This is a genomic window from Advenella sp. EE-W14, assembly GCF_012923605.1.
Classification (GTDB): Bacteria; Pseudomonadota; Gammaproteobacteria; order Burkholderiales; family Burkholderiaceae_B; genus Advenella; species Advenella alkanexedens.
The window spans coordinates 78,458-101,112 of the sequence record NZ_JAAVNG010000011.1 but is presented as its reverse complement, the minus strand read 5'-3'; the positions used below and the strand labels follow the sequence as shown (position 1 = coordinate 101,112).

General features: G+C 49.0%; 24 protein-coding genes. 9 read left to right on the top strand and 15 right to left on the bottom strand.

All coding sequences use genetic code 11. The annotated features are described in order from the left end of the window. Together argG and argF are read right to left on the bottom strand one after the other, a co-directional pair. Positions 1-1,344, bottom strand: a complete 1,344-nt coding sequence (gene argG / locus HCX92_RS10740; protein WP_169294960.1) for an argininosuccinate synthase — start codon at positions 1,342-1,344, stop codon at positions 1-3. A gap of 56 nt (positions 1,345-1,400) precedes the next feature. Further along, positions 1,401-2,345, bottom strand: a complete 945-nt coding sequence (gene argF / locus HCX92_RS10735; RefSeq protein WP_169294959.1) for an ornithine carbamoyltransferase — start codon at positions 2,343-2,345, stop codon at positions 1,401-1,403. 154 nt (positions 2,346-2,499) lie between these two features. Here argF and HCX92_RS10730 point away from each other — a divergent pair, with 154 nt between their 5' ends. Further along, on the top strand, positions 2,500-2,814 hold the full coding sequence (locus tag HCX92_RS10730) for a DUF3579 domain-containing protein (RefSeq protein ID WP_169294958.1): 315 nt from the start codon (positions 2,500-2,502) through the stop codon (positions 2,812-2,814). A 61-nt stretch (positions 2,815-2,875) separates the two neighbouring features. On the opposite strand, the gene rpsT is transcribed toward HCX92_RS10730, so the two are convergent. The 7 genes from rpsT to lpxK all read right to left on the bottom strand — a co-directional run bounded on the left by rpsT (position 2,876) and on the right by lpxK (position 8,521). Continuing rightward, positions 2,876-3,139, bottom strand: a complete 264-nt coding sequence (gene rpsT, locus HCX92_RS10725) for a 30S ribosomal protein S20 (RefSeq protein ID WP_169294957.1) — start codon at positions 3,137-3,139, stop codon at positions 2,876-2,878. A gap of 139 nt (positions 3,140-3,278) precedes the next feature. Next, positions 3,279-4,895 carry a murein biosynthesis integral membrane protein MurJ gene (murJ, locus tag HCX92_RS10720; RefSeq protein ID WP_169294956.1) on the bottom strand — a complete coding sequence of 539 codons (1,617 nt, stop codon included), beginning with the start codon at positions 4,893-4,895 and terminating at the stop codon, positions 3,279-3,281. 93 nt (positions 4,896-4,988) lie between these two features. Further along, positions 4,989-5,747, bottom strand: a complete 759-nt coding sequence (locus HCX92_RS10715; RefSeq protein ID WP_169294955.1) for a 3-hydroxyacyl-CoA dehydrogenase — start codon at positions 5,745-5,747, stop codon at positions 4,989-4,991. Positions 5,748-5,763: 16 nt separating this feature from the next. Then, the gene (gene adk, locus HCX92_RS10710; protein ID WP_169294954.1) at positions 5,764-6,420 is read right to left on the bottom strand and encodes an adenylate kinase; all 657 of its coding nucleotides are present in this window, start codon (positions 6,418-6,420) and stop codon (positions 5,764-5,766) included. Between the two features lie 72 nt (positions 6,421-6,492). Next, positions 6,493-7,257, bottom strand: coding sequence for a 3-deoxy-manno-octulosonate cytidylyltransferase (kdsB, locus tag HCX92_RS10705; RefSeq protein WP_169294953.1), 765 nt, complete (start codon positions 7,255-7,257; stop codon positions 6,493-6,495). Beyond that, entirely contained in the window at positions 7,254-7,442 is a 189-nt protein-coding gene (locus HCX92_RS10700) for a Trm112 family protein (RefSeq protein WP_169294952.1), read from the bottom strand. The genes kdsB and HCX92_RS10700 overlap by 4 nt, the downstream gene beginning before the upstream one ends. 20 nt (positions 7,443-7,462) lie before the next feature. Further along, the gene (gene lpxK, locus HCX92_RS10695) at positions 7,463-8,521 is read right to left on the bottom strand and encodes a tetraacyldisaccharide 4'-kinase (RefSeq protein WP_169294951.1); all 1,059 of its coding nucleotides are present in this window, start codon (positions 8,519-8,521) and stop codon (positions 7,463-7,465) included. Between the two features lie 381 nt (positions 8,522-8,902). Between lpxK and xseA the strand changes: the two genes are divergently transcribed. Both xseA and sodB read left to right on the top strand, forming a co-directional pair. Next, positions 8,903-10,261 carry an exodeoxyribonuclease VII large subunit gene (gene xseA, locus HCX92_RS10690; protein ID WP_169294950.1) on the top strand — a complete coding sequence of 453 codons (1,359 nt, stop codon included), beginning with the start codon at positions 8,903-8,905 and terminating at the stop codon, positions 10,259-10,261. Positions 10,262-10,296: 35 nt separating this feature from the next. Further along, a complete protein-coding gene (sodB, locus tag HCX92_RS10685; RefSeq protein ID WP_169294949.1) occupies positions 10,297-10,875 on the top strand; it encodes a superoxide dismutase [Fe] in 579 nt (192 codons plus the stop codon). A gap of 92 nt (positions 10,876-10,967) precedes the next feature. On the opposite strand, the gene HCX92_RS10680 is transcribed toward sodB, so the two are convergent. Genes HCX92_RS10680 through HCX92_RS10670 form a run of 3 tightly spaced genes read right to left on the bottom strand, consistent with a single transcriptional unit; the run spans position 10,968 to position 12,081 of the window. Beyond that, positions 10,968-11,309, bottom strand: coding sequence for a hypothetical protein (locus tag HCX92_RS10680; protein WP_169294948.1), 342 nt, complete (start codon positions 11,307-11,309; stop codon positions 10,968-10,970). A gap of 33 nt (positions 11,310-11,342) precedes the next feature. Beyond that, positions 11,343-11,822 (bottom strand): DUF192 domain-containing protein, encoded by a 480-nt coding sequence (locus HCX92_RS10675; RefSeq protein WP_169294947.1) that lies wholly within the window; start codon positions 11,820-11,822, stop codon positions 11,343-11,345. 13 nt (positions 11,823-11,835) lie between these two features. Continuing rightward, positions 11,836-12,081, bottom strand: coding sequence for a cold-shock protein (locus tag HCX92_RS10670; RefSeq protein ID WP_169294946.1), 246 nt, complete (start codon positions 12,079-12,081; stop codon positions 11,836-11,838). Positions 12,082-12,323: 242 nt separating this feature from the next. On the opposite strand from HCX92_RS10670, the gene clpS reads away from it, so the two are divergent. From clpS to HCX92_RS10640, 6 genes are read left to right on the top strand one after another with little or no spacing between them, the layout of a single operon-like run. Further along, complete coding sequence (clpS, locus tag HCX92_RS10665) at positions 12,324-12,653, top strand: ATP-dependent Clp protease adapter ClpS (RefSeq protein WP_371808415.1); 330 nt, start codon at positions 12,324-12,326, stop codon at positions 12,651-12,653. Between the two features lie 52 nt (positions 12,654-12,705). Continuing rightward, on the top strand, positions 12,706-15,006 hold the full coding sequence (clpA, locus tag HCX92_RS10660; RefSeq protein ID WP_169294945.1) for an ATP-dependent Clp protease ATP-binding subunit ClpA: 2,301 nt from the start codon (positions 12,706-12,708) through the stop codon (positions 15,004-15,006). Continuing rightward, entirely contained in the window at positions 15,006-16,286 is a 1,281-nt protein-coding gene (locus tag HCX92_RS10655) for a PqiA/YebS family transporter subunit (RefSeq protein WP_246587432.1), read from the top strand. Before clpA ends, HCX92_RS10655 begins: the two co-directional genes overlap by 1 nt. A gap of 58 nt (positions 16,287-16,344) precedes the next feature. Continuing rightward, a complete protein-coding gene (locus HCX92_RS10650) occupies positions 16,345-18,084 on the top strand; it encodes an intermembrane transport protein PqiB (protein ID WP_169294943.1) in 1,740 nt (579 codons plus the stop codon). A 6-nt stretch (positions 18,085-18,090) separates the two neighbouring features. Continuing rightward, on the top strand, positions 18,091-18,771 hold the full coding sequence (locus tag HCX92_RS10645; protein WP_169294942.1) for a membrane integrity-associated transporter subunit PqiC: 681 nt from the start codon (positions 18,091-18,093) through the stop codon (positions 18,769-18,771). A 59-nt stretch (positions 18,772-18,830) separates the two neighbouring features. After that, positions 18,831-19,988: an ABC transporter substrate-binding protein gene (locus HCX92_RS10640; protein ID WP_169294941.1), complete on the top strand. Its 1,158-nt coding sequence runs from the start codon at positions 18,831-18,833 to the stop codon at positions 19,986-19,988. Between the two features lie 67 nt (positions 19,989-20,055). On the opposite strand, the gene HCX92_RS10635 is transcribed toward HCX92_RS10640, so the two are convergent. From HCX92_RS10635 to HCX92_RS10625, 3 genes are all read right to left on the bottom strand, one after another. After that, positions 20,056-21,066 carry a tripartite tricarboxylate transporter substrate binding protein gene (locus tag HCX92_RS10635; protein WP_246587428.1) on the bottom strand — a complete coding sequence of 337 codons (1,011 nt, stop codon included), beginning with the start codon at positions 21,064-21,066 and terminating at the stop codon, positions 20,056-20,058. Between the two features lie 21 nt (positions 21,067-21,087). Beyond that, positions 21,088-21,534 carry a dUTP diphosphatase gene (dut, locus tag HCX92_RS10630; RefSeq protein WP_169294940.1) on the bottom strand — a complete coding sequence of 149 codons (447 nt, stop codon included), beginning with the start codon at positions 21,532-21,534 and terminating at the stop codon, positions 21,088-21,090. A 437-nt stretch (positions 21,535-21,971) separates the two neighbouring features. Further along, a complete protein-coding gene (locus tag HCX92_RS10625) occupies positions 21,972-22,643 on the bottom strand; it encodes a DedA family protein (protein ID WP_169294939.1) in 672 nt (223 codons plus the stop codon). Positions 22,644-22,655: the final 12 nt, after the last annotated feature.

Below are 22,655 nucleotides of genomic sequence, written 5' to 3'. Positions count from 1 at the left end.
TCAGCCTTCTTTGTTGTGACCAATGAAGGGGGTGACTTCGCCTTCTTTATTGGTGCTGAGCAGACCAATATTGCTGTAAATATGAAGCTTGTCACGGGTGTCACGGATATCCATGTTGCGCATGGTTAACTGACCGATCCGGTCCAGTGGCGTGAATGAATCCTCGCCTTCTTTTTCCATGGTGAGACGCTCTGGATGGTAAGTCAGGTTGGGGCTGGTCATGTCTAACAGGGAATAGTCGTTGCCACGGCGCAGTTCAAGGGCGACTTCACCGGTAATGGCACTGGCTACCCAGCGTTGGGTGGTGTCACGCAACATCATGGATTGTGTGTCGAACCAGCGGCCTTCATAAAGCAGGCGGCCCAGACGACGGCCATTGGTACGGTATTGCTCAATGGTGCCTTCGTTGTGAATGCCGCTTAGCAGTCGTTCATAGGCAATATGCAGCAGGGCCATTCCGGGGGCTTCATAGATGCCGCGGCTTTTTGCTTCGATGATGCGGTTTTCAATCTGGTCGGACATGCCCAGACCGTGACGCCCACCGACTTCATTGGCGTAATAGAAGAGGTCAACGATATTGTCGAATTCTTTGCCATTGATGGCTACGGGACGACCTGCCTCGAAGCGAATGGTGACTTCTTCTGCATCAACCTTGACATCATCTTTCCAGAATGCAACACCCATGATTGGCTCGACAATGCGAATGCCTTTGTTCAGGAACTCAAGGTCTTTGGCTTCGTGTGTGGCACCAAGGATATTGGAGTCGGTGGAGTAAGCTTTTTCGACGTTCATTTTGTAGCTGAAGCCGTTGGCATTCAGGTACTCTGACATTTCCTTGCGTCCGCCCAGTTCATCGATGAAGTTCTGATCCAGCCAGGGTTTGTAAATTTGCAGGTTTGGATTGGCAAGCAGGCCGTAGCGGTAGAAACGCTCGATATCGTTGCCTTTATAGGTACTGCCGTCGCCCCAGATATTGACGTTGTCTTCACGCATGGCGGTCACCAGCATGGTGCCGGTAACGGCACGACCCAGAGGGGTGGTGTTGAAGTAAGTGGCACCAGCGGTCGTGATGTGGAAAGCACCGCATTGGATAGCGGCAATGCCTTCCTCAACCAACTGTTTGCGGCAGTCAATCAGACGGGCTTTTTCGGCGCCATATTCCATTGCCTTGCGGGGAATATCGTCGTAGTTGTCTTCGTCAGGTTGACCCAGATTGGCGGTGTAAGCGCAGGGGAATGCACCTTTTGCTTTCATCCAGTGAACGGCAACGCTGGTATCCAGACCACCGGAAAACGCAATACCCACACGCTGCCCGACAGGCAGGTGTTGCAAAATTGTACTCATATTATTTAGTGCTCCAATAAAGATGCAAAATTTTAACCCATTTGCGAGTTGTTTACTTATTGTTTGGGGTCTTTACCCAGTAACAGGAACTCCATCAAGGCTTTTTGTGCGTGCAGACGGTTTTCAGCTTCATCCCAAACCACGCTTTGCGGGCCATCAATCACTTCAGCGGTAACTTCCTCGCCCCGGTGGGCGGGCAGGCAGTGCATGAAAATGGCATCTTCAGAAGCGACTTTCATCATATCTTCGTCTACGCACCAATCGGCAAAGGCAATACGACGCTTTTCGTTTTCATCTTCAAAGCCCATGCTGGTCCAGACATCAGTAGTAATAAGATGGGCGCCTTTGCAGGCCTCGATGGGGTCATCAAATTCTTTCAGGGTATTTTCACTGATGTTGCCAATCCGTTTGTGATCCAGTTGATAGCCTTTGGGGGCGGATACATGTAGGGTGAAGTTAAGCATTTGGGCGGCCTGGATCCAGGTATAGGCCATATTGTTGGCATCGCCTATCCAGGCAACGGTCTTGCCTTCGATGGGGCCACGGTGCTCAAAAAAAGTAAGTAAATCGGCCAGGATTTGGCAGGGATGGAATTCATTGGTAAGGCCATTGATGACCGGAACCCGTGAGTGGGCGGCAAAGCGTTCAAGCCGTGTTTGCTCAAAGGTGCGGATCATGACGATATCAACCATACGGGAGATGACGCGGGCGGTGTCTTCAATCGGTTCGGAGCGGCCCAGCTGGGAATCGCCCGAGGTGAGGTTGATGACAGAGCCGCCCAGCTGATACATACCCGCTTCAAAAGAAACCCGGGTACGGGTGCTGGCTTTTTCAAATACCATGGCAAGCGTTCGGTCATGCAGGGGCATATGAGGTTCGTAGCGCTTGAATTTTTCTTTAATAAGCAGGGCGCGTTTGAGAACGTACAGGATTTCTTCAGATGTAAAATCCTGGAATTGCAAAAAGTGCCGCATGGGGCCGGTAATATGAGAGCTTGTCATGGGTACAAAGTGAGAAAGAAAATTGAATATGGTTTAAAATAGAACGATAGCTGTATTTGTATATTTCTTTATCATATACAATTCTGGGTTTAGTATGTCCATCTTCCTGTATTTGTTTTTAAAAAAGTACAGGGTTCTCGTAAAGTCTGATTAAGTGCAACAACTAATTATTCACGGTGTAACACAGCAAGGTCATCGTTTTCGTCCCAGTGACTGGGCCGAACGTTTAGCTGGTGTAATGTCACAATTTCGTCCTGCCGGGTTTGCGGGCAGCCATCTAACTTATTCGCCTTATGTCGTGCCAAATGTTCTTAATGGGGTTAAATGTGTGATTGTAGATACGCGCTTGCGCGAATTGGAGCCGAAGGCTTGGAAATTTGTCGTTGATTTTGCAAACGATAATAACCTGACCACGTCAATGAAGAAGATTGAGGAAATAGAGGCCGAAAAAAATAAAAGGACGCAATAGCGTCCTTTTATTTTTGCTGAAAAACTCGACAGCTTGTAAAAGCTGTCAGAGTGAAGCAAACTTAAGCGATTGCTTTGATGGCAGCTGCCAAACGGCTTTTTTGACGTGCTGCTTTGTTTTTGTGGATGATGTTTTTATCAGCCACGCGATCGATTACGCTGGTTGCCTTGACAAAAATTTCATTTGCCTTGGCTTGGTCACCGGCTTCAATGGCTTTGCGAACGTGCTTGATGTTTGTGCGCAGCAAAGAACGCAGGCTGGAGTTGTGTTTATTGCGTGCTACAGATTGACGTGCACGTTTACGAGCTTGGGCAGTATTGGCCATGATCAGATTCTTCTATTAAGTTAATTCAGCAAAGTTCGTTATTTTATCATAAACTTCACTTTTTGCAAGATTTCTTTTTAATTACACGAATTTACGTGAAGTCTGCCATTATTGCGTTTGCCTGGAACAACATTTGATTTTATTTGCGGCGGGTGAAATCATGCTTTCTGAAGCCACAGGCCAGCAGTACACCAAAATAAATAATACCGCATCCAATCAGAACCAGTGCAAGAGTAATAAGTCTTGAAACGGGAAATACAAAAGCAGACTCGCCAATAATACCAGAAATAAAGCCGCCAATAACGTGGATAAGCGTATTTGGACTGGCTTCTGTCCAATTGATATATTGCTGGATGAATAAGAGCCAGCCTGTCATGCATAACAGGGCCGGTGTCAGGCGAATGAAAAAGGTAAGCCAGTTGCCCTGGGGGGTATAGATTTTTTTTCTGCGCAGGCCAATATAAAGGCAAAGCGCATTAAGGGTTGCGCCCAATCCAATGGACAGGGCAAGCCCGGCATGACTCAGAAACGGTACAAAAATAAGATTTAGTATTTGGGTGCTGATTAAAACAAATATGGCAATTTTTACTGGTGTACGTATATCCTGTTTGGCATAAAAGCCGGGGGCCAGAATCTTGACGCTGAGTATGCCAATTAGTCCAACAGCATAGGCCATGACTGCGCTACGGGTGGAAAACACATCATCGCTGCCGAAGGCGCCATAATTGAACAGGGTGGCGACCAGGCCATCAGCCAGGAAAGCCATGCCCAGTGCGGCAGGCATGCCAAGCATGAAAACCAGTTTTAAACCCCAATCCATGAGCTGGCTGTAGGCCCGGGTGTCTTCTTTGGCATGGGCGGCAGACAGGCTGGGCAATAATACGGTCCCCAGGGCAACACCCAGCAGGGCAGTAGGGAACTCCATTAAGCGGTCGGCAAATGAAAGCCATGTGACACTGCCCGCTGCCAGCCAGGTGGCAATGTTGGTGTTGATGAGGATGGAGATTTGCGCCACGGACACCCCCAGGGTTGCCGGACCCATTTGTTTGACGATACGCCGAACGACCGGATCTTGCCAGGCTTGACCAACCTTGAGTGACAGGCGTGGCACCAACCCCAGCTTTGCCAGGGCCAGCCATTGTATGGTAAGTTGGGCAATGCCGCCTAGCATGACGCCTGCTGCCAGGGCATAGATGGGGGTTGAAAAATAACCGGTTAAAAAAAGGCTGCCCAGTATCATCGAGATATTCAGCAATACAGGGGTAAAGGCCGGGATGGCAAACTTGCGCCAGGTATTGAGTACGCCCGAAGCAAAGGCCACCAGTGACATACACAAAATATAGGGAAACATGACACGGGTCATCCAGGTGGCGGCTTCAAAGGCCGTCTGGTTTTCGGGGCGTGTCATGCCAGAGGCCATTATCGTGACAATCCAGGGTGTGGCAATAATGCCCAGCAGGGTTACCAGCATCAGGGTAACGGTTAGCAATGAGGCAACATGATCCAGCAGGGTTTTTACTTTTTCTTCCGAATGATTGTTGCGTGCTTCACCAAGGATGGGAACAAAAGCCTGGGCAAAAGCGCCTTCGGCAAACAGGCGACGCAGGAGGTTGGGAATACGGAAGGCCACCCAGAATGCGTCAGTCAGGGGACTTGCTCCAAATGTTCTTGCAATCAGGATATCTCTGGCCAGCCCGGTAATTCGGGATAAAAGGGTAAGGCCGCTGATGGTTGCCGCAGAACGGAGTAAGCTCATGATGAAATTAAATGAAAAGTTAAAAAAATTAGCGCCCGTAAAACCCATGATGGGACATGGTGATGGGCGCTAATTGTACTGGATTGAAAATGATTATTTGGGCTGCAGGCGAATGGCCCCGTCAAGGCGAATGGTTTCACCGTTAATCATTTCATTGGTAATGATACTGTACACCAGTTTGGCGTAGTCTTCGGGAGTACCCAGGCGTGAAGGGAATGGAATGTTCGCAGCCAGGGAATCCTGGACTTCCTGTGGCATGCCAAACATCATGGGCGTGCCGAAAATGCCAGGAGCAATGGTGTTGCAACGAATGCCAGAGCGGGCCAGATCACGGGCGATGGGCAGTGTCATGCCCACCACACCCCCTTTGGATGCGGAGTACGCGGCCTGACCAATTTGGCCTTCGTAGGCAGCCACCGATGCCGTGTTGATGATTACACCCCGTTCACCAGTAGCTTCAGGCGTGTTTTTTTCCATGGCAGCGGCAGCCAGACGCAGCATATTGAATGAACCAATCAAGTTGATGGAGACGACTTTCTGGAACAATTCAAGAGGATGTGGGCCTTGTTTGCCAACGGTACGGGCAGCCGGTGCAATGCCAGCACAGTTGACCAGACCAAACAAGGGACCCAGTTCGGTAGCTGCATCGATAGCTGCTTGTGCATCGGCTTCGTTGGTGACATCGCAGTGAACATATTTTTGGTTCAGTTCAGTTGCAATTTGATGACCTGCTTCGTCTTGCAGGTCGGCAATGACAACCTTGGCGCCATTTTTAACCAGCATTCTGGCAGTGCCGGCACCCAGGCCAGAGGCCCCACCGGTAACAACGAAAATTTTTCCTTGAATATCCATGTCTTCTCCTGATTGGTTATTTGGACAATGCTTCTTGTATGCGTTTTGTGATTTCTTCTACTTTACCCAGGCCGGATACTTTGACGTATTTAGGCGCTTTAGGGTCATTCTGGGCTGCCCAGCTTGAGTAGTAGTCCACCAGGGGGCGCGTTTGATTTCGATAGACCTCAAGGCGTTTTCTGACGGTTTCCTCTTGGTCGTCATCACGCTGAACCAGGGGTTCACCGGTGATGTCGTCTTTACCTTCAACTTTGGGTGGGTTGAATTTGGTATGGTATGAACGACCACTGGCCGGGTGGATGCGACGACCGCTCATGCGCTCGATGATGTCTTCTTCGGGGACATCGATTTCAATCACGTAGTCCAGGCTGATATTGGCGGATTTCAGGGCATCGGCCTGAGGAATGGTGCGGGGAAACCCGTCAAACAGATAACCTTTTTCACAGTCTGGAGACTGAAGGCGATCTTTGACCAGCCGGATGATGATGTCATCGGAAACCAGGCCGCCATTATCCATGATTTGTTTGGCTTCCAGGCCAACGGGTGTTTGGGCCTTGACCGCGGCACGCAGCATGTCACCGGTGGAAATTTGGGGAATGGAATATTCCTGAGTGATAAAGCTGGCTTGAGTGCCTTTGCCGGCACCAGGTGGCCCTAACAGTATTAAACGCATGAATCCCTCCTGGGTAAAAATATATCAGTTTATAAATAAATGAGAGTATTTTATATGATGCATTGCAAAAAGTTACCGGTTTTCCAGAAAATTTCTAACTCTTTCCAGATCTTCCGGGGTGTCAACACCGGCCAAAGGGGCCTGCCGTGTTTGCAGCACGTAAATTTTGTGTCCATGCTCAAGCGCCCTGAGCTGTTCCAGGGCTTCGGTTGTTTCAAGCATGCCTTGGGGAAGTAATGGAAATTGCTTCAGGAAAAATGAACGGTAGGCATACATGCCAATATGGTGCAATGCGGAAAAAGATGCGGGTAACTGTGAGCGGTCGCGGTTGAAAGCGTCCCGGGCCCAGGGAATGGGAGCCCTTGAAAAGTAGATGGCAAAACCCTGGGTATCGCACACCACCTTGACCACATTTGGATTGAAAAACTGTTCGCTGCTGCTGATGGGGTAAGCGCAGGTGGCAATGGATGCATCGGGGTGAGCGGCCAGGGCATGGGCCGTCTGATTGATCAGTTCGGGATCAATCAGGGGTTCGTCACCCTGTACATTGACAATAATTTGTGTATCGTCAAAGCCCAGGGTACTGGCCACTTCTGCCAGCCGGTCGGTGCCCGAAGGGTGGTCTTCCCGGGTAAGCAGGGTTTCAAAGCCATGTTGACGGGCGCAGTTTTCAATTTGCCGGTCATCGGTTGCAATAATGACCCTGCTGGCCTCGGAGGCCCGGGCCCGTTCTGCTGTATGGATGACAAGGGGTTTGCCGGCAATATCGGCCAGCATTTTGCCGGGCAGGCGGGTAGAGGCTGCCCGGGCGGGTATGACAGTGATAAAGTGGCTCATGCTGAAGCGGGTTGGTCGGGTTCTGAGAGGGAGCGGGCTTCGCCGGGTAACATAATGGGGATGCCATCACGAATCGGGTACGCCTGTTTATCGTTTTCGCAGATGAGTTCCTGCGCTTTGGGGTCGTACTTGAGAGGCCCCTTGCAAACGGGACAAACCAGTTTATCTAATGGAGATGTTTTCATTTTATTGCTTGAATTATTGGTTAATTCGAAGAGTATAACGGCAACTGACGGATTTTTTCTTCAATTAGATCAAAAAAATGTGTATTCGAAAAATTCGGTTCCACATTCACAGACCATAATCGCTCTTCTGAAAAGGTATTGCATTTGCTGGCATCCTTGCTGGTCATCAGGATGATATCCGTGTTGATGGTCTTGAAATCATCGGCTGTGTAGGTGTAATGGTCGGGAAAAGGGATGGTTTGTGAAACCGGTAATTGAAGTTGTGCCAGTGTGGCAAAAAAACGATCGGGCTGGCCGATGCCGGCAATGGCGGTCATGCGTTGGTTTTTGTGTTCGTCGAAAAACTGCTGAGGGGAAATAACTTTGCCGGTTGCAAGGTGTATAAAGGACACCGGTTCCAGTATCATGGCAATTTCATGGTCGAACTCAGCCTGGAAATGGCTTAACGGTGTGGATTTTAGATTGGTGACAATAAAATCAACCTCCTTCAGCCGGGATGCGGGTTCACGCAGCGGGCCTGCGGGTAACAGTTTGCCATTGCCGGTCCGGCGGTTGTCTTGCACGACAATTTCAATATCCCGTTGCAGTTTCAAGTGCTGGAGTCCATCATCAGAAATAATGATATTGGTTGATGGCCAGGTGGCTAGCAGTTTCTCAACGGCCTGTTGCCTGTTTGGGTGAACGCTGATGGGGGCGTGCCTTGCTATCAGACTGGGTTCATCGCCAATTTGGCTGGCGTTGGCATTGACTCCAAAGGCCGTGCGTGCCTCAGGTCCGATATTCACCCCGTAACCACGGCTGATGACACCGGGTGTAAAGCCTTTTTTTCTTAATGCCTGTACCAAAGCAATAACAAGTGGCGTTTTTCCGGTACCCCCCACATAAATATTGCCTACAATGATAACCGGGCAGGGAGCACGATAAGCGGTTTTCAGCTTATTGCGGTATAAACAGGACTTTATGGCAACCAGCAAATATACCAGCCAGGAAAAAGGGGTGAGCAAGGTGGATACAAGTCCCCCCTGAGACCATTGTTGCTGCAAGTATTGGCTAAATGTTCGGGTGCTGGATTTTTTCATGTCTGGGTTGCCTGACTGAGGTTGGTTTATATAAAGGTGTTGTGCAGGTTATCGAAAAAAAACCGATGGCAAACCAACCTGGTTTTCAGGAAAATCTGACAGTTTATAATCCCTTTTTTAGGAAGGCAATTGTAACTACTCACAAAATCTGTGGATAATTCTGTTGATAACATAAGGAATGTCGTGTTTATACGTGTTGTGCGTGGCTTTGCTTAATCATTGTGCAATTTAATTGAAATATTTAAAACCATTTAATATCAATAAGTTATGACATTTTCGTGATATTTTGCTTTACATGTCGGTGCTAAAAGGCAGAATAATGGGCTAAGTTATTGATTTTCAAATTTTGTGGAAAGATTCCATCTGAACCATGCGAGAAATATGAGTTTTTCAGAAAATTTAAACAAATCCGTCTCCGAAATACTGAGTATTTCCCAGTTGAATCGCATGGTTGGCATGCTTTTTGAGCGGGAATTGTCTTTGATGTGGATTCGGGGGGAGATCTCCAATTTTGTGCAGGCAGCATCCGGGCATTGGTACTTTACGTTAAAAGATGAGCGGGCGGCTGTCAAAGGCGTCATGTTCCGGGGTAAGGCCGCCTCAACCGGTTTTATGCCTCGCAGTGGAGACAAGGTGGAGGTTCGGGCAAGGGTTTCTTTATACGAGCCACGCGGAGATTTTCAGCTTCAGGTGGAAATGATGCGCAGGGCGGGCCAGGGTGATTTGCATGAGGCTTTTTTGCGCATCAAGCAAAAGCTGGAGTCAGAGGGCTTATTTGATTCCGCCCGCAAAAAAACCATTCCCCAGTTTCCCAGGGCAATTGGGGTGGTGACCTCATTGTCTGCCGCTGCGTTGCGGGATGTGCTAACGGCATTGGCCCGTCGGGCCCCTTATGTGCCAGTCATTATTTATCCCAGTCTTGTACAGGGGCAGGAGGCGGTGGCCTCTTTGATGAGCGCGCTTGAACAGGCTGAGCAGCGTCAGGAGGTGGACGTACTTTTACTGGTGCGTGGTGGAGGCAGCATAGAAGACCTATGGAGCTTTAACGATGAACAGCTGGCCCGGCTTGTTGCCAGGTGCAGCATTCCCGTCATCAGTGGTGTCGGTCACGAAACCGACTTTACAGTTGCCGATTTTGTTGCTGACTTGCGGGCGCCAACACCCACCGCAGCAGCAGAGTTGGCTTGTGTTTCAGGGCAGGAGCTGTCCAGACGCATTCATCATGCTGTTAATGTGCTGAACCGGATACAGCAGCGTCAGCTTGAAATGGCCGGTATGAGGATGGACAAGGCGGCTGCCCGGTTGGTTTCTCCGGCACAGTTGTTGCTTCGATACGGGCAAAAAAACAGTCATTTGCTACAGTCGCTTGAAAAGTCTTTTCGCAGGAAAAAAGATGCCTTGCAAACCCGTGTCACATTACTGAACAACAGCCTGCAATACAATAAGCCCGATATTGCCAAAGAAAGGCTCAGGGTCAATCAATATACAAAACGACTCGAGCAGCTCTGGTCGTTTCAGATAAGTAAACGCGTTGCCAGCCTGGAAAAGCTGGACAGCAATTTACGCAATATGAACCCGCGTGCAATTTTGGGTCGCGGTTTCTCGATTACCTATGATGAATTTGGTAATATAGTGAGAGATCCTGCCAAGCTTGGTGCCAACCAGAGGTTGCGCCTGGAATTGGAAAAAGGTATCCAGAATGTTGTGGTCATTAAAGACAATCCTCAGGAATTGTTTTAAGATCATATGTTTTTTACAAAAAGGAAGGAAAAGAAATGGCACATACGTTACCCGCTTTGCCGTACGCACTAGATGCACTGGCTCCACACATCTCCCAGGAAACACTCGAGTTTCATTACGGCAAACACCATCAGACATACGTTACCAACCTGAATAATTTAATTGCTGGTACCGAGTTTGAAAACGCAAGCCTGGAAGAAATCATCAAGAAATCTTCAGGTGGTGTATTTAACAACGCGGCACAAGTCTGGAATCACACCTTCTACTGGAACAGCTTGTCTCCCAACGGTGGTGGTGAGCCAACAGGTGCATTGCTGGAAGCCATCAATGCAAAATGGGGCAGTGTTGCCGCATTTAAAGATGCCTTTAACAAATCAGCCGCTGGCAACTTTGGTTCAGGCTGGACATGGCTGGTTAAAAAAGAAGACGGTACACTGGATATCGTTAATACCAGTAACGCAGCAACCCCATTGACCGGTAACGACAAACCTTTGTTGACCTGTGACGTATGGGAGCATGCCTACTACATCGATTACCGCAATGCACGTCCTAAATATCTGGAAACATTCTGGAATATTGTGAATTGGGAATTCGCGGCAGCCAACCTGGCCTAAATCCCGCACAGCGATGAAAAACCGGCCATAAAGGCCGGTCAGGAGCCCCCGGCCATTGAAGTAACATAATGGCTGGGGGTTTTTATATATATTCAAAGACAGTCTTTGACCATTTGCGTGATTTGTGGGTCGGCGCCGGGTATGGCAAGGAGCCTGACCTTTGCCGTTAGCAGAACGCCGGTGTCTATAATTGCCTGGGCGATATCGGCATCGGGGCCAGGAATCGTGACGAGATAAAAATCAGTGGTTTGTCTTTGGATTTTTGTGGCCGGGTACTGGGCTTTCCATGCGTTGTTAATGCAATGTGCTGCCTGGGCCGGTAATTTTCCGGAACTGTTGTTGATTTCAGTCGGTTTAAGGGGGTAAGGGTTGCTGGAGGAGGAGCAGGCACTGATAAAAATGCCAGTCAATATAGCTGCATAAACCTTTTTCATGGGCGTCCTTAATGCTAGGCAAAAAACGGGGTATTAATGGGGCAAGAACCGTATGATATCCTGTTCCTTGACATTGTTGTCCCTGAACCAGTGCTGGTTCATTTCCAGCGCGTACTTTGCCGGGGCTGATGAGCAGTAAGTGTCATCGCGCAGTGGCAGCATCTCATGAAAGTTCAGGATTCTTCCCTGCTCATCCATAAAAGCAATGGCCAGCGGAATATAGGTGTTGCGCATCCAGAAGCACAGAGGCTGGCTTTCTTCGAAGACAAACAGCATGCCGTGATTGGTTGGCATTTGCCGGCGAAACATCAAGCCTTTCATGCGTGTTTCGTGTGTATCGGCGATTTCAGCGGTAATGTTGATGTTATTGATGGAAAGGCTGCGTGTTTTCAGGGGTGCTGTGTTTTCAGCACGACTGGATGACATGCACAGCAGAAAAACGCATAGAGCGAGAATGATGAAAAAAAAAGGCCCAATGGGACATTGCTGCCCCATTAACTTGATGCGTTGCATTATGCTTGTCCAGTCAGGCTTCAGTAATACTTAATGCCTGTTTGCCTTTTGGACCCTGGGCAATTTCAAAGGAAACTTTTTGGCCTTCTTTAAGGGTTTTAAATCCATTCATTTGAATGGATGAAAAATGGGCAAAGAGATCTTCTCCACCGCCGTCTGGGGTAATGAACCCGAAACCTTTGGCATCATTGAACCACTTGACGGTTCCTGTTTGTTTTTGTCCGTCGACGTGAACGTTTGATTCGGTTGTTTCTGACATATGCACTGCCTTTGAATAAAAATGAAACATAATCGGATAAAGGTGTGTCCTAATAATAAAGGAATAACCTTATCCTTTGTACACTTAAACCCAGGTTGGCGAACCATTTGCGCTAAAGTGTATCTAAATGATGCGTTTAAAGCACCGGCTCGTCAATAGTGGAAATTACCGATTAAGTCCGTTATTTGTATATAAGTGAAATAACAGGCAGAATCATGCTTACAATGTAAATTTATTTATACATGTTTTTTCAAGAGTGGATAATGGGGCAACAATCTGGACTTGTGACCGAGAAGCAAAAGGCAAAACTCGCGCCACCACCTTTTTATCAGGTGTTATTGCTTAATGATGATTACACGCCAATGGATTTTGTCGTTGTGGTTTTACAAAAATTTTTTGCAAAATCTGAAGAAGATGCTACTTTGATCATGTTGAAAGTGCATCATGAAGGAAAAGCGGTTTGCGGTGTTTATCCCAAAGATGTTGCGGCAACCAAAGTGGCCATGGTGGCCCAGTATGCCCGTTCCAATCAGCACCCTTTGCAGTGCATAATGGAACCTCTCGAGACATAATGGGTCTACAGCTGGTAATGTTTGGCAGTTTAAGGAAGTATCGGAGGATGATGTGATTTCTCAAGAACTGGAAGTAAGCTTACATATGGCATTTGTTGATGCCAGATCATCACGTCACGAGTTCATTACGGTTGAGCATTTATTGCTTGCCCTGCTGGACAATGCCGCAGCACTGGATGTGCTTAAGGCTTGTGATGCCGATATTGAATCCTTGCGGGGAAAACTGCGTAAATTCGTTAACGAAAATACGCCAGTCGTACCCGGAGAAGAAGAGGTGGACACCCAGCCGACCTTGGGTTTCCAGCGGGTGATCCAGCGCGCTATCATGCATGTGTCATCCAACGGAAACAATAAAAATCCGGCTACGGGTGCCAATGTGCTGGTGGCTATCTTCAGTGAAAAAGATTCCCATGCGGTTTTTTTCCTGCAGGAGGAAAATATCAGCCGCCTCGATGTGGTCAATTATATTTCGCATGGCATTTCCAAACTGCCGCCACCCAAGGAAGAACGTCCTGAAGAGTCGATGGCAAGTTCGCGTGAACCCAGCGACTTTGATAAATCTCCATTGGCTCTGTATGCCCAGGATTTGAATGCCAATGCGCAAGAAGGCAAAATCGATCCGCTTGTCGGACGTGACCAGGAAGTTGAACGGGTCATCCAGATTTTATGCCGTCGCCGCAAGAACAATCCCTTGCTGGTGGGTGAAGCCGGTGTTGGTAAAACAGCCATTGCCGAAGGCCTGGCATTAAGAATTGAAAACAGTGAAGTGCCGGATATTCTTTCATCTGCCCGTGTTTATGCGCTGGATATGGGCGCATTGCTGGCGGGTACCAAATACCGCGGCGACTTTGAACAGCGCCTGAAAGCGGTACTCAAGCAACTTGAAGAGCACGAAAATGCCGTGCTCTTCATTGACGAAATCCATACGCTTATTGGTGCCGGTTCGGCTTCGGGCGGCACCATGGATGCCTCCAACCTGCTTAAACCGGCCTTGTCTTCCGGGAAATTGCGTTGTATGGGTGCGACAACCTATAAAGAATATCGGGGTATTTTTGAAAAAGACCATGCCCTGTCACGCCGTTTCCAGAAAGTGGATGTCGTGGAGCCTACCGTAGAGCAAACCATCCAGATTTTACGTGGTCTGAAGTCCAAGTTTGAAGAGCATCACGGGGTACGTTATTCTTCTGCCGCACTGGTTGCCGCGGCAGAGCTGTCTGCCCGTCATATTAATGACCGGCACTTGCCCGACAAGGCCATTGATGTGATTGACGAAGCCGGTGCGGCACAACGATTGCTACCCAAATCACGCCAGAAAAAAGTGATTGGCAAAGCAGAGGTGGAAGCCATTGTTGCAAAAATGGCACGAATTCCGCCACAAAGTGTTTCTACCGATGACCGGAACAAGCTGGCTACCCTTGAACGGGATTTGAAAACCGTGGTGTTTGGGCAAAACGAAGCCATTACGGCTTTGGCTGCCGCCATTAAAATGTCGCGCTCCGGTTTGGGCAAGCCCGATAAACCCATTGGTTCATTCCTGTTTTCCGGCCCTACCGGGGTTGGCAAAACCGAAGTCGCCAAACAGCTGGCCTTTACTCTGGGTATTGACCTGGTTCGTTTTGATATGTCCGAATACATGGAGCGTCATGCGGTTTCCCGCCTTATTGGTGCGCCACCCGGTTATGTTGGTTTTGATCAAGGGGGGCTTTTAACCGAAGCCATTACTAAACAGCCCCATTGCGTATTGCTGCTTGATGAAATAGAAAAAGCCCATCCGGATATCTTCAATATCCTGTTGCAGGTCATGGACCACGGCACACTGACCGATAACAATGGTCGCAAGGCCGATTTCAGGAATGTCATTCTTATCATGACCACCAATGCAGGCGCAGAAATGCTGAACAAACCCACAATCGGGTTTGCCGTTTCGCGTGAGGCAGGTGATGAAATGGCTGAAATCAAGCGGGTCTTTACCCCTGAGTTCCGTAATCGTCTCGATGCGATTATTCCTTTTGCACCACTGAATAAAGAAATTATTCTGCGTGTCGTGGATAAATTCCTGATCGAGCTTGAGGAACAGCTGCATGCGAAACGGGTAGAGGTCACCTTTACCGATGCGCTGCGTGCTTATCTGGCCGATAAAGGTTTTGATCCGCTCATGGGCGCAAGACCAATGCAACGGCTTATCCAGGATGTCATTCGTCGTGCCCTGGCCGATGAGTTGCTATTTGGCAAACTTGCCAATGGGGGGGCGGTACGTGTTGACATCAAGGATGAACAGGTCTCCCTGTTTTTTGAAGAGCCCGGCTCAAAAACCGATGACCAAGCGAACAAGGAAGAGGTGCTTGTTTCTTGATGCAGGATGTGGCAATCAGGCTGGCATGCCATAACTGCGGGCAGCTTCATGTCAAACCGCAGCTCCATGAGCGCCAACGCGCTTCATGTGTACGCTGCGGTACTGTCTTGCTTCAAAAGGGAAAACTCAATGTTAGTGCCTGGCTGGCTTTGTCAATTGCGGCCTTATGGGTTTTTCTGATTGCCAATCTTATGCCGGTTGCCACGCTTTCCTCAGCCGGCATGTCTCGCAGTGCCACCTTTCTTCAAGCAATCACGGTGACCTGGGGGCAGGGTTTTCCATTGGTCGCCAGCATGTGTTTGATGGTGGGTTTTGTGATCCCGCTGCTTCAGTTAAGCCAGCTGACGTGGATTCTGTTTTTTTTAAACAGGAAGAAATACCCGCCTGGTTTGCGCAGCTTATCCCGTTTGCTAGCGCTGTGCAAACCATGGTCCATGATTCCGGTTTTCATGTTGGGTGTCCTGGTAGCGGTTGTCAAACTGGCCAATATGGCGTCACTTGACCCTGAGACCGGTTTATGGGCATTTGCCGTCCTGACCTTTTTGCTGACTTTCCTCAATAAACTCAATTCCCGAAAAATCTGGCAACTGGCACAAGAGCAAGGTGTGGCCAATGATTTGCCGGTTAATCCGCAAGCAGGAAATTATGTGCTTGCCTGTGAGGTTTGTTCGCAGGTGGCACTGAGCGACCACACAAGCGGAGATTGCAAGCGTTGTCATGCCAGCGTGCATTATCGTAAACCCAAATATAAGTCCCGAACCCTTGCCCTGCTGGCAGCAGCCATTGTGTTTTATGTACCTGCCAACCTGTTTCCAGTCATGTTTATTGACACCTTTCTGGGTGCCAGCGGGCATACTATTTTGGGTGGGGTGCTTCAGCTTTGGCAATTGGGCTCATGGGATCTGGCATTAATTGTTTTTGTGGCCAGTATCGTGGTTCCCATTAGTAAAATTGTTATTATGCTGGTTTTATACTTCAATGATAAATCAGGCAGTTATGCCGTTCAGCGACAGCACACTCGTCTTTACCAGATTGTTGAGTTTATTGGGCAATGGTCCATGCTGGACGTCTTTGTGGTGATATTGCTGGCAGCGCTGGCCAATTTTGGCAGTCTCATGAGTGTCATGCCAGGGCATGGTGCTTCTGCCTTCGGCCTGGTTGTGGTTTTCACGATGCTGTCTGCGCATAGTTTTGACATTCGGGAAGGGTGGAGCTATGTGGATGACGGAATTGAAAAAGAAGATTTTGAGCCGGTAGAGACAGCACCCACTTTCCAATGAAGCAGTGTGTATGCAAAGACTGGCCTATTCATGGCGTTAATTATGCGGAAAACCAAAAATGTCCGAGTCTGAAGACAAACAATCGCCCTCATCACAGACAAATGAGTCTCTGGTGAATAATAGATCCTCGGCGGAAAACGGAATCAGACCGCCTGTCGTCAAAGAGCCGGTAGTCAGTCAAAAAAAAGGGAAAAACATTTCATGGATCTGGCTGGTTCCCTTTATTGCAGCCATCGTTGGCTTGTCCCTGTTGGTCAGGGACTATATGGATCAGGGGCCGGAAGCCAGCATCATCTTCAAAACGGCTGAAGGGCTGGAGGTTGGAAAAACACAGGTTCGCTACAGGGATGTGGTGATCGGGCATGTCAATAAAATCAGCCTGACACCGGATAGGAACGAAGTAGAGGTTAATGTCAGTCTTTCCAAGGAAAGTGAGTTCCTGATGCGGGAAGGAACCATGTTCTGGGTGGTCAGGCCCCGCCTTACCATTAGCGGAGTATCCGGTTTGGGGACACTGGTGTCGGGCTCGTATATTGGGGTTGATGTGCCCGATAATGATGGGAAGATATCTGTTTACACCGATGAATTTGTTGGTCTGGAACATCCTCCCGAGATTTCAAGCAATCGTCCAGGTAAAAAATTTGTGTTGAATGCGAGCAATCTGGGATCGCTGGATCTGGGCTCTCCCGTATATTATCGACGCATTCCCGTGGGACAGGTCATCAATTACCAGCTTGCCAAAGATGGCAAAGCTGTGGATATCATTGTTTTTATTGATTCTCCTTATGACCAGTTCGTGACGGAAAACAGCCGCTTCTGGAATGCCAGTGGCCTGGATCTGTCACTGGGAGCCAATGGTTTGAATTTCAGGACGCAATCCCTGGTTTCATTATTGACAGGGGGTGTGGCTTTTGCCGATCCCCCCCCCAGGCAGGGGCAGAATATCAGGCTGGCTGAGGCGAATTCTGTTTTTATCCTGGAAACGACCGAGGAGCGGGCCATGGCTGAGCCGCATGGCCAGGTTTATCCGGTTCGCATGAAGTTCAGCAATTCGGTACGTGGTTTGCAGGCCGGTGCTCCCCTTGATTTTAAAGGGATTAATTTGGGTGAGGTGCGTGCCATTAGCCTTGAGTATGATGCGAAAAACCATGAAAGCTTTGCGGTGGTGGATGCCATTGTTTATGAAAACCGCTTAAGTGTTGTGCTAAACAGTAATAAAAAGCCTGACAGTAAAGCAAAAGAAATTGGCATTAATGAAATAAAAGCCTTTTTTGCCAGTGGATTAAGGGGGCAATTGCGTTTTGCCAATCTTTTTACCGGGCAACTGTATGTCGGGCTTGATTACTTTCCTGATGAACCGCCTTTGCCTGCACCGGATTTGTCGCAAGACCCATTCATCATTCCCACAGTGGGGGGCAGTTTTGACGAAATTCAGGACAACCTGAATCAGATTATCCGTAAACTTAAGGATCTACCTCTGGATTCAATCGGCCAATCACTGGACAGCGCCTTGCAAGGGGTGGCAAAACTGGTATCCAACCTGGATAGCAAAACCATGCCTGAAATGAATAAAGCCTTGCGTCAGGCAACCCGTTCACTGAACGGGACTGATAAACTGGTCAACAGCCTGGATGACACTATACGGCCGGATGGTGCTTTAATGTCCGAGGTACGTACCATGCTCAGAGAGCTGACCCGTACCATGCGTTCATTCCGTGCCATCAGTGACTTTTTACAGGCAGAGCCTTCTTCGGTCATCAGGGGCAGGCAGAAAGATAAAGTACCGTTTATGGAATAGCGCATCATGAAACTGATACACCAACAATCTGGCATTTTGAAAAGAGTGGCTTATGCCTTGTGCCTTGCCAACATGATTGGCTTAGCAGTGGGATGCGCCTCAGCCCCGCCTGTCAGGTATTATTCACTGCAACCCCAGCTGCAGTCTTCCACTGTTACGGGCGATGCGCCCATAGGGCTGCAAATTGCTTTGCCGCAGATTCCCGAGTCCGTTGACAGGCCACAGCTGATGGTGCGTGATCCGGCCGAGCCACAGCTTATGTATGCGCTGAATGCGGATCGTTGGGCCGGATCTGTCGCAGATGAAATTGGCCAGACCCTGTCATTTTACCTGGCTGGTCAGCTGGGGGCCATTAATGTGCAGAACCTGCCGGTTGTGCCAGGGTCGTTGCCGGTCTGGACGGTTCAGAGCAATGTGCAGCAATTTGAGCTGATGCCCGGCCATAGTGCACTTCTTGATGTAGTATGGACGCTTAAGCCACCATCTGGCACCCGTGCCTCATGGATTTGCCAAACACGGATCAGTGTTCCGGTTACGCAAAAAGATGCAGCTTCCGTCGTGGATGGGCAACAGCAGGCCATTCGTTTGCTGGCCAATGAAATTGCCCGGAAAATCAATCCCGGTGTCGTGGCGGCTGATAATGCGATGCAGGCTTCGGTACAAACTCGTGCCTGTCGTGAATCGTAAAGCAGGGGTGTGAAAGCCCCGCACTCAAGCAATTTGTAAAACTTAGGATAATATTTGCAATGAAAAAGAAAATTCTGTTCTCTGGAATCATGGCTGCATTTGCCTTTACATCGGTCAGTCAGGCTGATGTCGTGGTGGGTGTGAACGTATCGGCTACCGGCCCTGCTGCCGCCATTGGCATACAGTCTCAAAATGCCATGAGTTTATGGCCAGAGACACTGGGTGGAGAAAAGGCCAAATATATTATTCTTGATGATGGTACCGATGTAAGCAAGGCAGTCAGAAACGTACGCAAGCTGACTTCGGAAGATAAAGTGGATATTATTATCGGCCCCAATACAACGGCGGCTACTTTGGCTTTACTGGATGTCCTGAAAGAAACCCAAACCCCTTTGATTGCATTGGCCGCCTCCAGTTCTATTGTCGAGCCGGCTGATGATCCAGGTCGTCGCTGGGTTTTTAAAATGCCCCAGAATGACGGATTGATGGCTGATGTCCTGATTGATGAAATGGTCAAAAAAGGACATAAAACCATTGGTTTTATCGGATTTGCCGACTCCTATGGAGAAAACTGGTGGAAAGAGTTCACCTCGCGCCTGGATGGCAGGCTTGAAGTGGTTGCCCGTGAGTCTTTTCAGCGTACCGACTCATCAGTTGTCGGTCAGGCACTGAAATTGATTTCAGCCAAACCCGATGCCATTTTGGTGGCGGGTGCCGGCACACCGGCCGTATTGCCTGAAAAAACCCTGAAGGACCGTGGTTACAAGAATCCGATTTACCAAACCCATGGTATCGGCACGCTTGAGTTTTTGCAGGTGGGTGGTAAATCTGTAGAGGGAACGCTTTTTCCAACCGGTCCCGGTGTGGTGGCCCGTGGCTTGCCAGACAGTAATCCGGTTAAAGCGGTCGCCATGGACTTTACCGAACGCTATGAAGACAAATATGGCCCGAATACGGCTACCCAGTTTGCCGGTGATGCCTGGGGTGCCTGGATTGTGGCTGACAAAGCCGTGTCACGGGTGATTAAAAAGGGTATCAAGCCGGGAACGGTCGAATTCAGGAATGCCCTGCGTGATGAAATTGAAAACACCAAAGACCTGATTGTTCCCAATGGCGTGCTAAATATTACGCCGGCTGATCATCAGGGTTTTGATGCCCGTGCTGCTGTTATGGGCACGATCAAAGATGGCAAATTTGTGTATGCCGGTGAGCAATAAAACGGGCTGTATGGCTCAATGATTAAAACAGCTTTGGCTGCTTGTCAGTGAGCCAGATTTTGGCCGATTAGTTAATGGTAGCCCCTGAAATTTCTACAATTTCCTTGTACTTTTTGTGCTCGGCATTGACGAACTCGGCAAATTCCTGCGCAGTGCCGGGTTTGGTGTCGGAGCCCATGGTTTTAAGCTGCTTTTGCACGGCCGGATCGTTCATGGCATTGCTGTAGGCCTGGTTTAGTTTGTTAATAATTGATTCGGGAGTGCCACCGGTGGCAAATACGCCAAACCAGGTACCAATATCAAAGTCTTTAATGCCAGCCGCTTCCATGGTGGGCGTGTCGGGCAGAAAAGGGGTGGCCTCTTTGGTGGTAACGGCCAATGCTTTAACCTGACCGTCATTGATCAGGGGCAGTGAGGAGGCCAGATTGTCAAACATGAACTGGGTCTGGTTGGACAACAAAGACAGTTTTGCCGGATTGGCACCGCCATAAGGTACGTGGACGGCATCGATGCCGGTACGGGCTTTCATGAGCTCACCAGCCAGGTGGCCGGCACTGCCACTGCCGCCAGACGCATAGTTAAGCTTGCCAACATTGTTTTTGGCATAATCAATCAAATCTTGCAGGCTGTTGATATTGTTGGTTTCGGCGAAATCTTTATTGACGATTAAAACATTGGGTACCGATGAAACCATAATAACCGGTGCGAAATCCTTGATGGGATCAAACGTAATGTTTTTATATAACCAGGGGTTAATGGCCTGGATGGCAACCGCACCCATTACCAGCGTGTAGCCATCGGGCTGGGCCTTGGCCACTGAGGCGGCACCAATATTGCCACCGGCACCGGCTTTGTTCTCGACAATCACGGTTTGTTTGAGTTCTTGCTGCACTTTTTCACCCAAGAGGCGGGCAATGGTGTCAAGCGGGCCACCGGCTGCATAAGGAACTACAAAATTGATGGGTTTTTCAGGCCAGGCTGTAGCGGTATCCTGCGCCATTGCCATATTGGAACCCAGGATACCAGAGGCCAGCAGGGCGCCGGCACTTTTTAAAATCATTCTGCGTGTCAGTGTCATTATCATGTCCTTGTAAAAAAATTAATGGCGACCGGTACTGCCAAAACCGTCGGCGCCGCGATCACTGTCTTCAAATTCATCGACAAGATTGAATTCTACTTGCTGTACGGGAACCACCACCAATTGGGCAATGCGTTCCATGGGGGAAATGACAAAATCGGTCTGGCCACGATTCCAGGTTGATACCATGAGCTGCCCCTGATAGTCGGAATCGATCAGGCCAACCAGATTACCCAGTACGATACCGTGCTTATGGCCCAGCCCCGAGCGTGGCAGGATTATGGCGGCATAGTTCGGGTTTTTGATGAATATGGATAAACCGGTGGGAATCAAAGTGGTCTGGCCTGGTTTCAGTGTGACGGCTTCATCAAGACAGGCCCGCAGATCAAGGCCGGCAGATCCACCTGTTGCGTAGGTTGGCAAGTGTGAGCGCATGCGTTCATCAAGGATTTTCAGGTCTATTTTCATTTTTTCCTATTTGATTTCGTGGAATTGAAAATTGTTGCCATGAACCGGATTATGGCAATGACAACAATGATAATCAAGACAATTGCCCCTTGCCCGTCTGACTCGGCAATAATGGAGCCGAGAAACACCAGTAGAAAAATCAGGAAGAAAAATCTTCTGACGTTTTTGTTGAACGTGGAGGCTGTGTAAGTCGTGGGCTTGTTTGTATTGGTTTTTGGGGGCTGTGGCAAAGAATACGAGGTGGACTTTGCGGGTACGGCGGACGAGAAATCTTCATGGCTGGAGAAACTCTCAGGCAAGTCCTGGGTAAAATCATTGCCCGGATTTTGCGCGGGGGAAGATAAGGATGACTGTTTTAGAAGTTCATCGATATATGAAACATAATCCCCATTTTTAGGGCTTTCGTGACTCTTCAACATGATACATCCCTTATCGTGTTAGTGACGGTTGCCGGCCTTGATCCTTTCCTTGCTGGTTTTGTTTTTCTCTGGTGTTTTTTTCATGAGTGAGTATATCAGCCATACTCCAGCGACCACTGACAGAATGGTACCAATCAGCAATGTGCTTCCACCCCCTGCTCCATGAGAATCTGAAATGGCTTCGGCACCTTTGGCACCCAGATAGCCAGGCATAATCATGACGGGCATCCAGATGATGGCAGAGGTCACATTGGCGATTTGAAACCGCAGGTGGGACATGTTCATGATGCCGGCAACGGCAGGAATTGTGGAGCGGATGGGGCCCATAAAACGACCCAGAAAAACCGACAGGACACCATATTTATAAAAGAACAGCCTTGTTCGCGCAACCATTTTCCGGTGCTGGTTCAGGGGCCATTTACGGGTGATATCCATGCCAAACCAGCGCCCGATCCAGTACGAAAGGGCGTCACCCAATATGGCACCTGCTATTCCCCAAATAATAATGGGCCAGGGAGATAAAACCCCTGAGCCGATTAAGGTACCGGCTGCCAGCAAAATAGCCGTTGCGGGGATGGCAAGACCAATAATAAGCATGGATTCGCCAAAGGTAAGCAAGGCAATAATGGGGCCTGCCCAGAGCTGGTTATCCTGGATGAATGTAATGATCTGTTGAAGCAGCTGATCCATGAAAATATACCG

Coding starts and splice junctions, on each gene's coding strand:
- HCX92_RS10650 (WP_169294943.1), top strand. CDS start 16,345: ATGTCCGAGTCTGAAGACAAACAATCGCCCTCATCACAGACAAATGAG.
- xseA (WP_169294950.1), top strand. CDS start 8,903: ATGAGTTTTTCAGAAAATTTAAACAAATCCGTCTCCGAAATACTGAGT.
- rpsT (WP_169294957.1), bottom strand. CDS start 3,139: ATGGCCAATACTGCCCAAGCTCGTAAACGTGCACGTCAATCTGTAGCA.
- HCX92_RS10675 (WP_169294947.1), bottom strand. CDS start 11,822: ATGCAACGCATCAAGTTAATGGGGCAGCAATGTCCCATTGGGCCTTTT.
- HCX92_RS10700 (WP_169294952.1), bottom strand. CDS start 7,442: ATGAAAACATCTCCATTAGATAAACTGGTTTGTCCCGTTTGCAAGGGG.
- dut (WP_169294940.1), bottom strand. CDS start 21,534: ATGAAAATAGACCTGAAAATCCTTGATGAACGCATGCGCTCACACTTG.
- argF (WP_169294959.1), bottom strand. CDS start 2,345: ATGACAAGCTCTCATATTACCGGCCCCATGCGGCACTTTTTGCAATTC.
- murJ (WP_169294956.1), bottom strand. CDS start 4,895: ATGAGCTTACTCCGTTCTGCGGCAACCATCAGCGGCCTTACCCTTTTA.
- argG (WP_169294960.1), bottom strand. CDS start 1,344: ATGAGTACAATTTTGCAACACCTGCCTGTCGGGCAGCGTGTGGGTATT.
- sodB (WP_169294949.1), top strand. CDS start 10,297: ATGGCACATACGTTACCCGCTTTGCCGTACGCACTAGATGCACTGGCT.
- kdsB (WP_169294953.1), bottom strand. CDS start 7,257: ATGAGCCACTTTATCACTGTCATACCCGCCCGGGCAGCCTCTACCCGC.
- HCX92_RS10655 (WP_246587432.1), top strand. CDS start 15,006: ATGCAGGATGTGGCAATCAGGCTGGCATGCCATAACTGCGGGCAGCTT.
- lpxK (WP_169294951.1), bottom strand. CDS start 8,521: ATGAAAAAATCCAGCACCCGAACATTTAGCCAATACTTGCAGCAACAA.
- clpS (WP_371808415.1), top strand. CDS start 12,324: ATGTTTTTTCAAGAGTGGATAATGGGGCAACAATCTGGACTTGTGACC.
- HCX92_RS10635 (WP_246587428.1), bottom strand. CDS start 21,066: ATGACACTGACACGCAGAATGATTTTAAAAAGTGCCGGCGCCCTGCTG.
- HCX92_RS10625 (WP_169294939.1), bottom strand. CDS start 22,643: ATGGATCAGCTGCTTCAACAGATCATTACATTCATCCAGGATAACCAG.
- HCX92_RS10645 (WP_169294942.1), top strand. CDS start 18,091: ATGAAACTGATACACCAACAATCTGGCATTTTGAAAAGAGTGGCTTAT.
- HCX92_RS10680 (WP_169294948.1), bottom strand. CDS start 11,309: ATGAAAAAGGTTTATGCAGCTATATTGACTGGCATTTTTATCAGTGCC.
- adk (WP_169294954.1), bottom strand. CDS start 6,420: ATGCGTTTAATACTGTTAGGGCCACCTGGTGCCGGCAAAGGCACTCAA.
- HCX92_RS10670 (WP_169294946.1), bottom strand. CDS start 12,081: ATGTCAGAAACAACCGAATCAAACGTTCACGTCGACGGACAAAAACAA.
- HCX92_RS10715 (WP_169294955.1), bottom strand. CDS start 5,747: ATGGATATTCAAGGAAAAATTTTCGTTGTTACCGGTGGGGCCTCTGGC.
- HCX92_RS10640 (WP_169294941.1), top strand. CDS start 18,831: ATGAAAAAGAAAATTCTGTTCTCTGGAATCATGGCTGCATTTGCCTTT.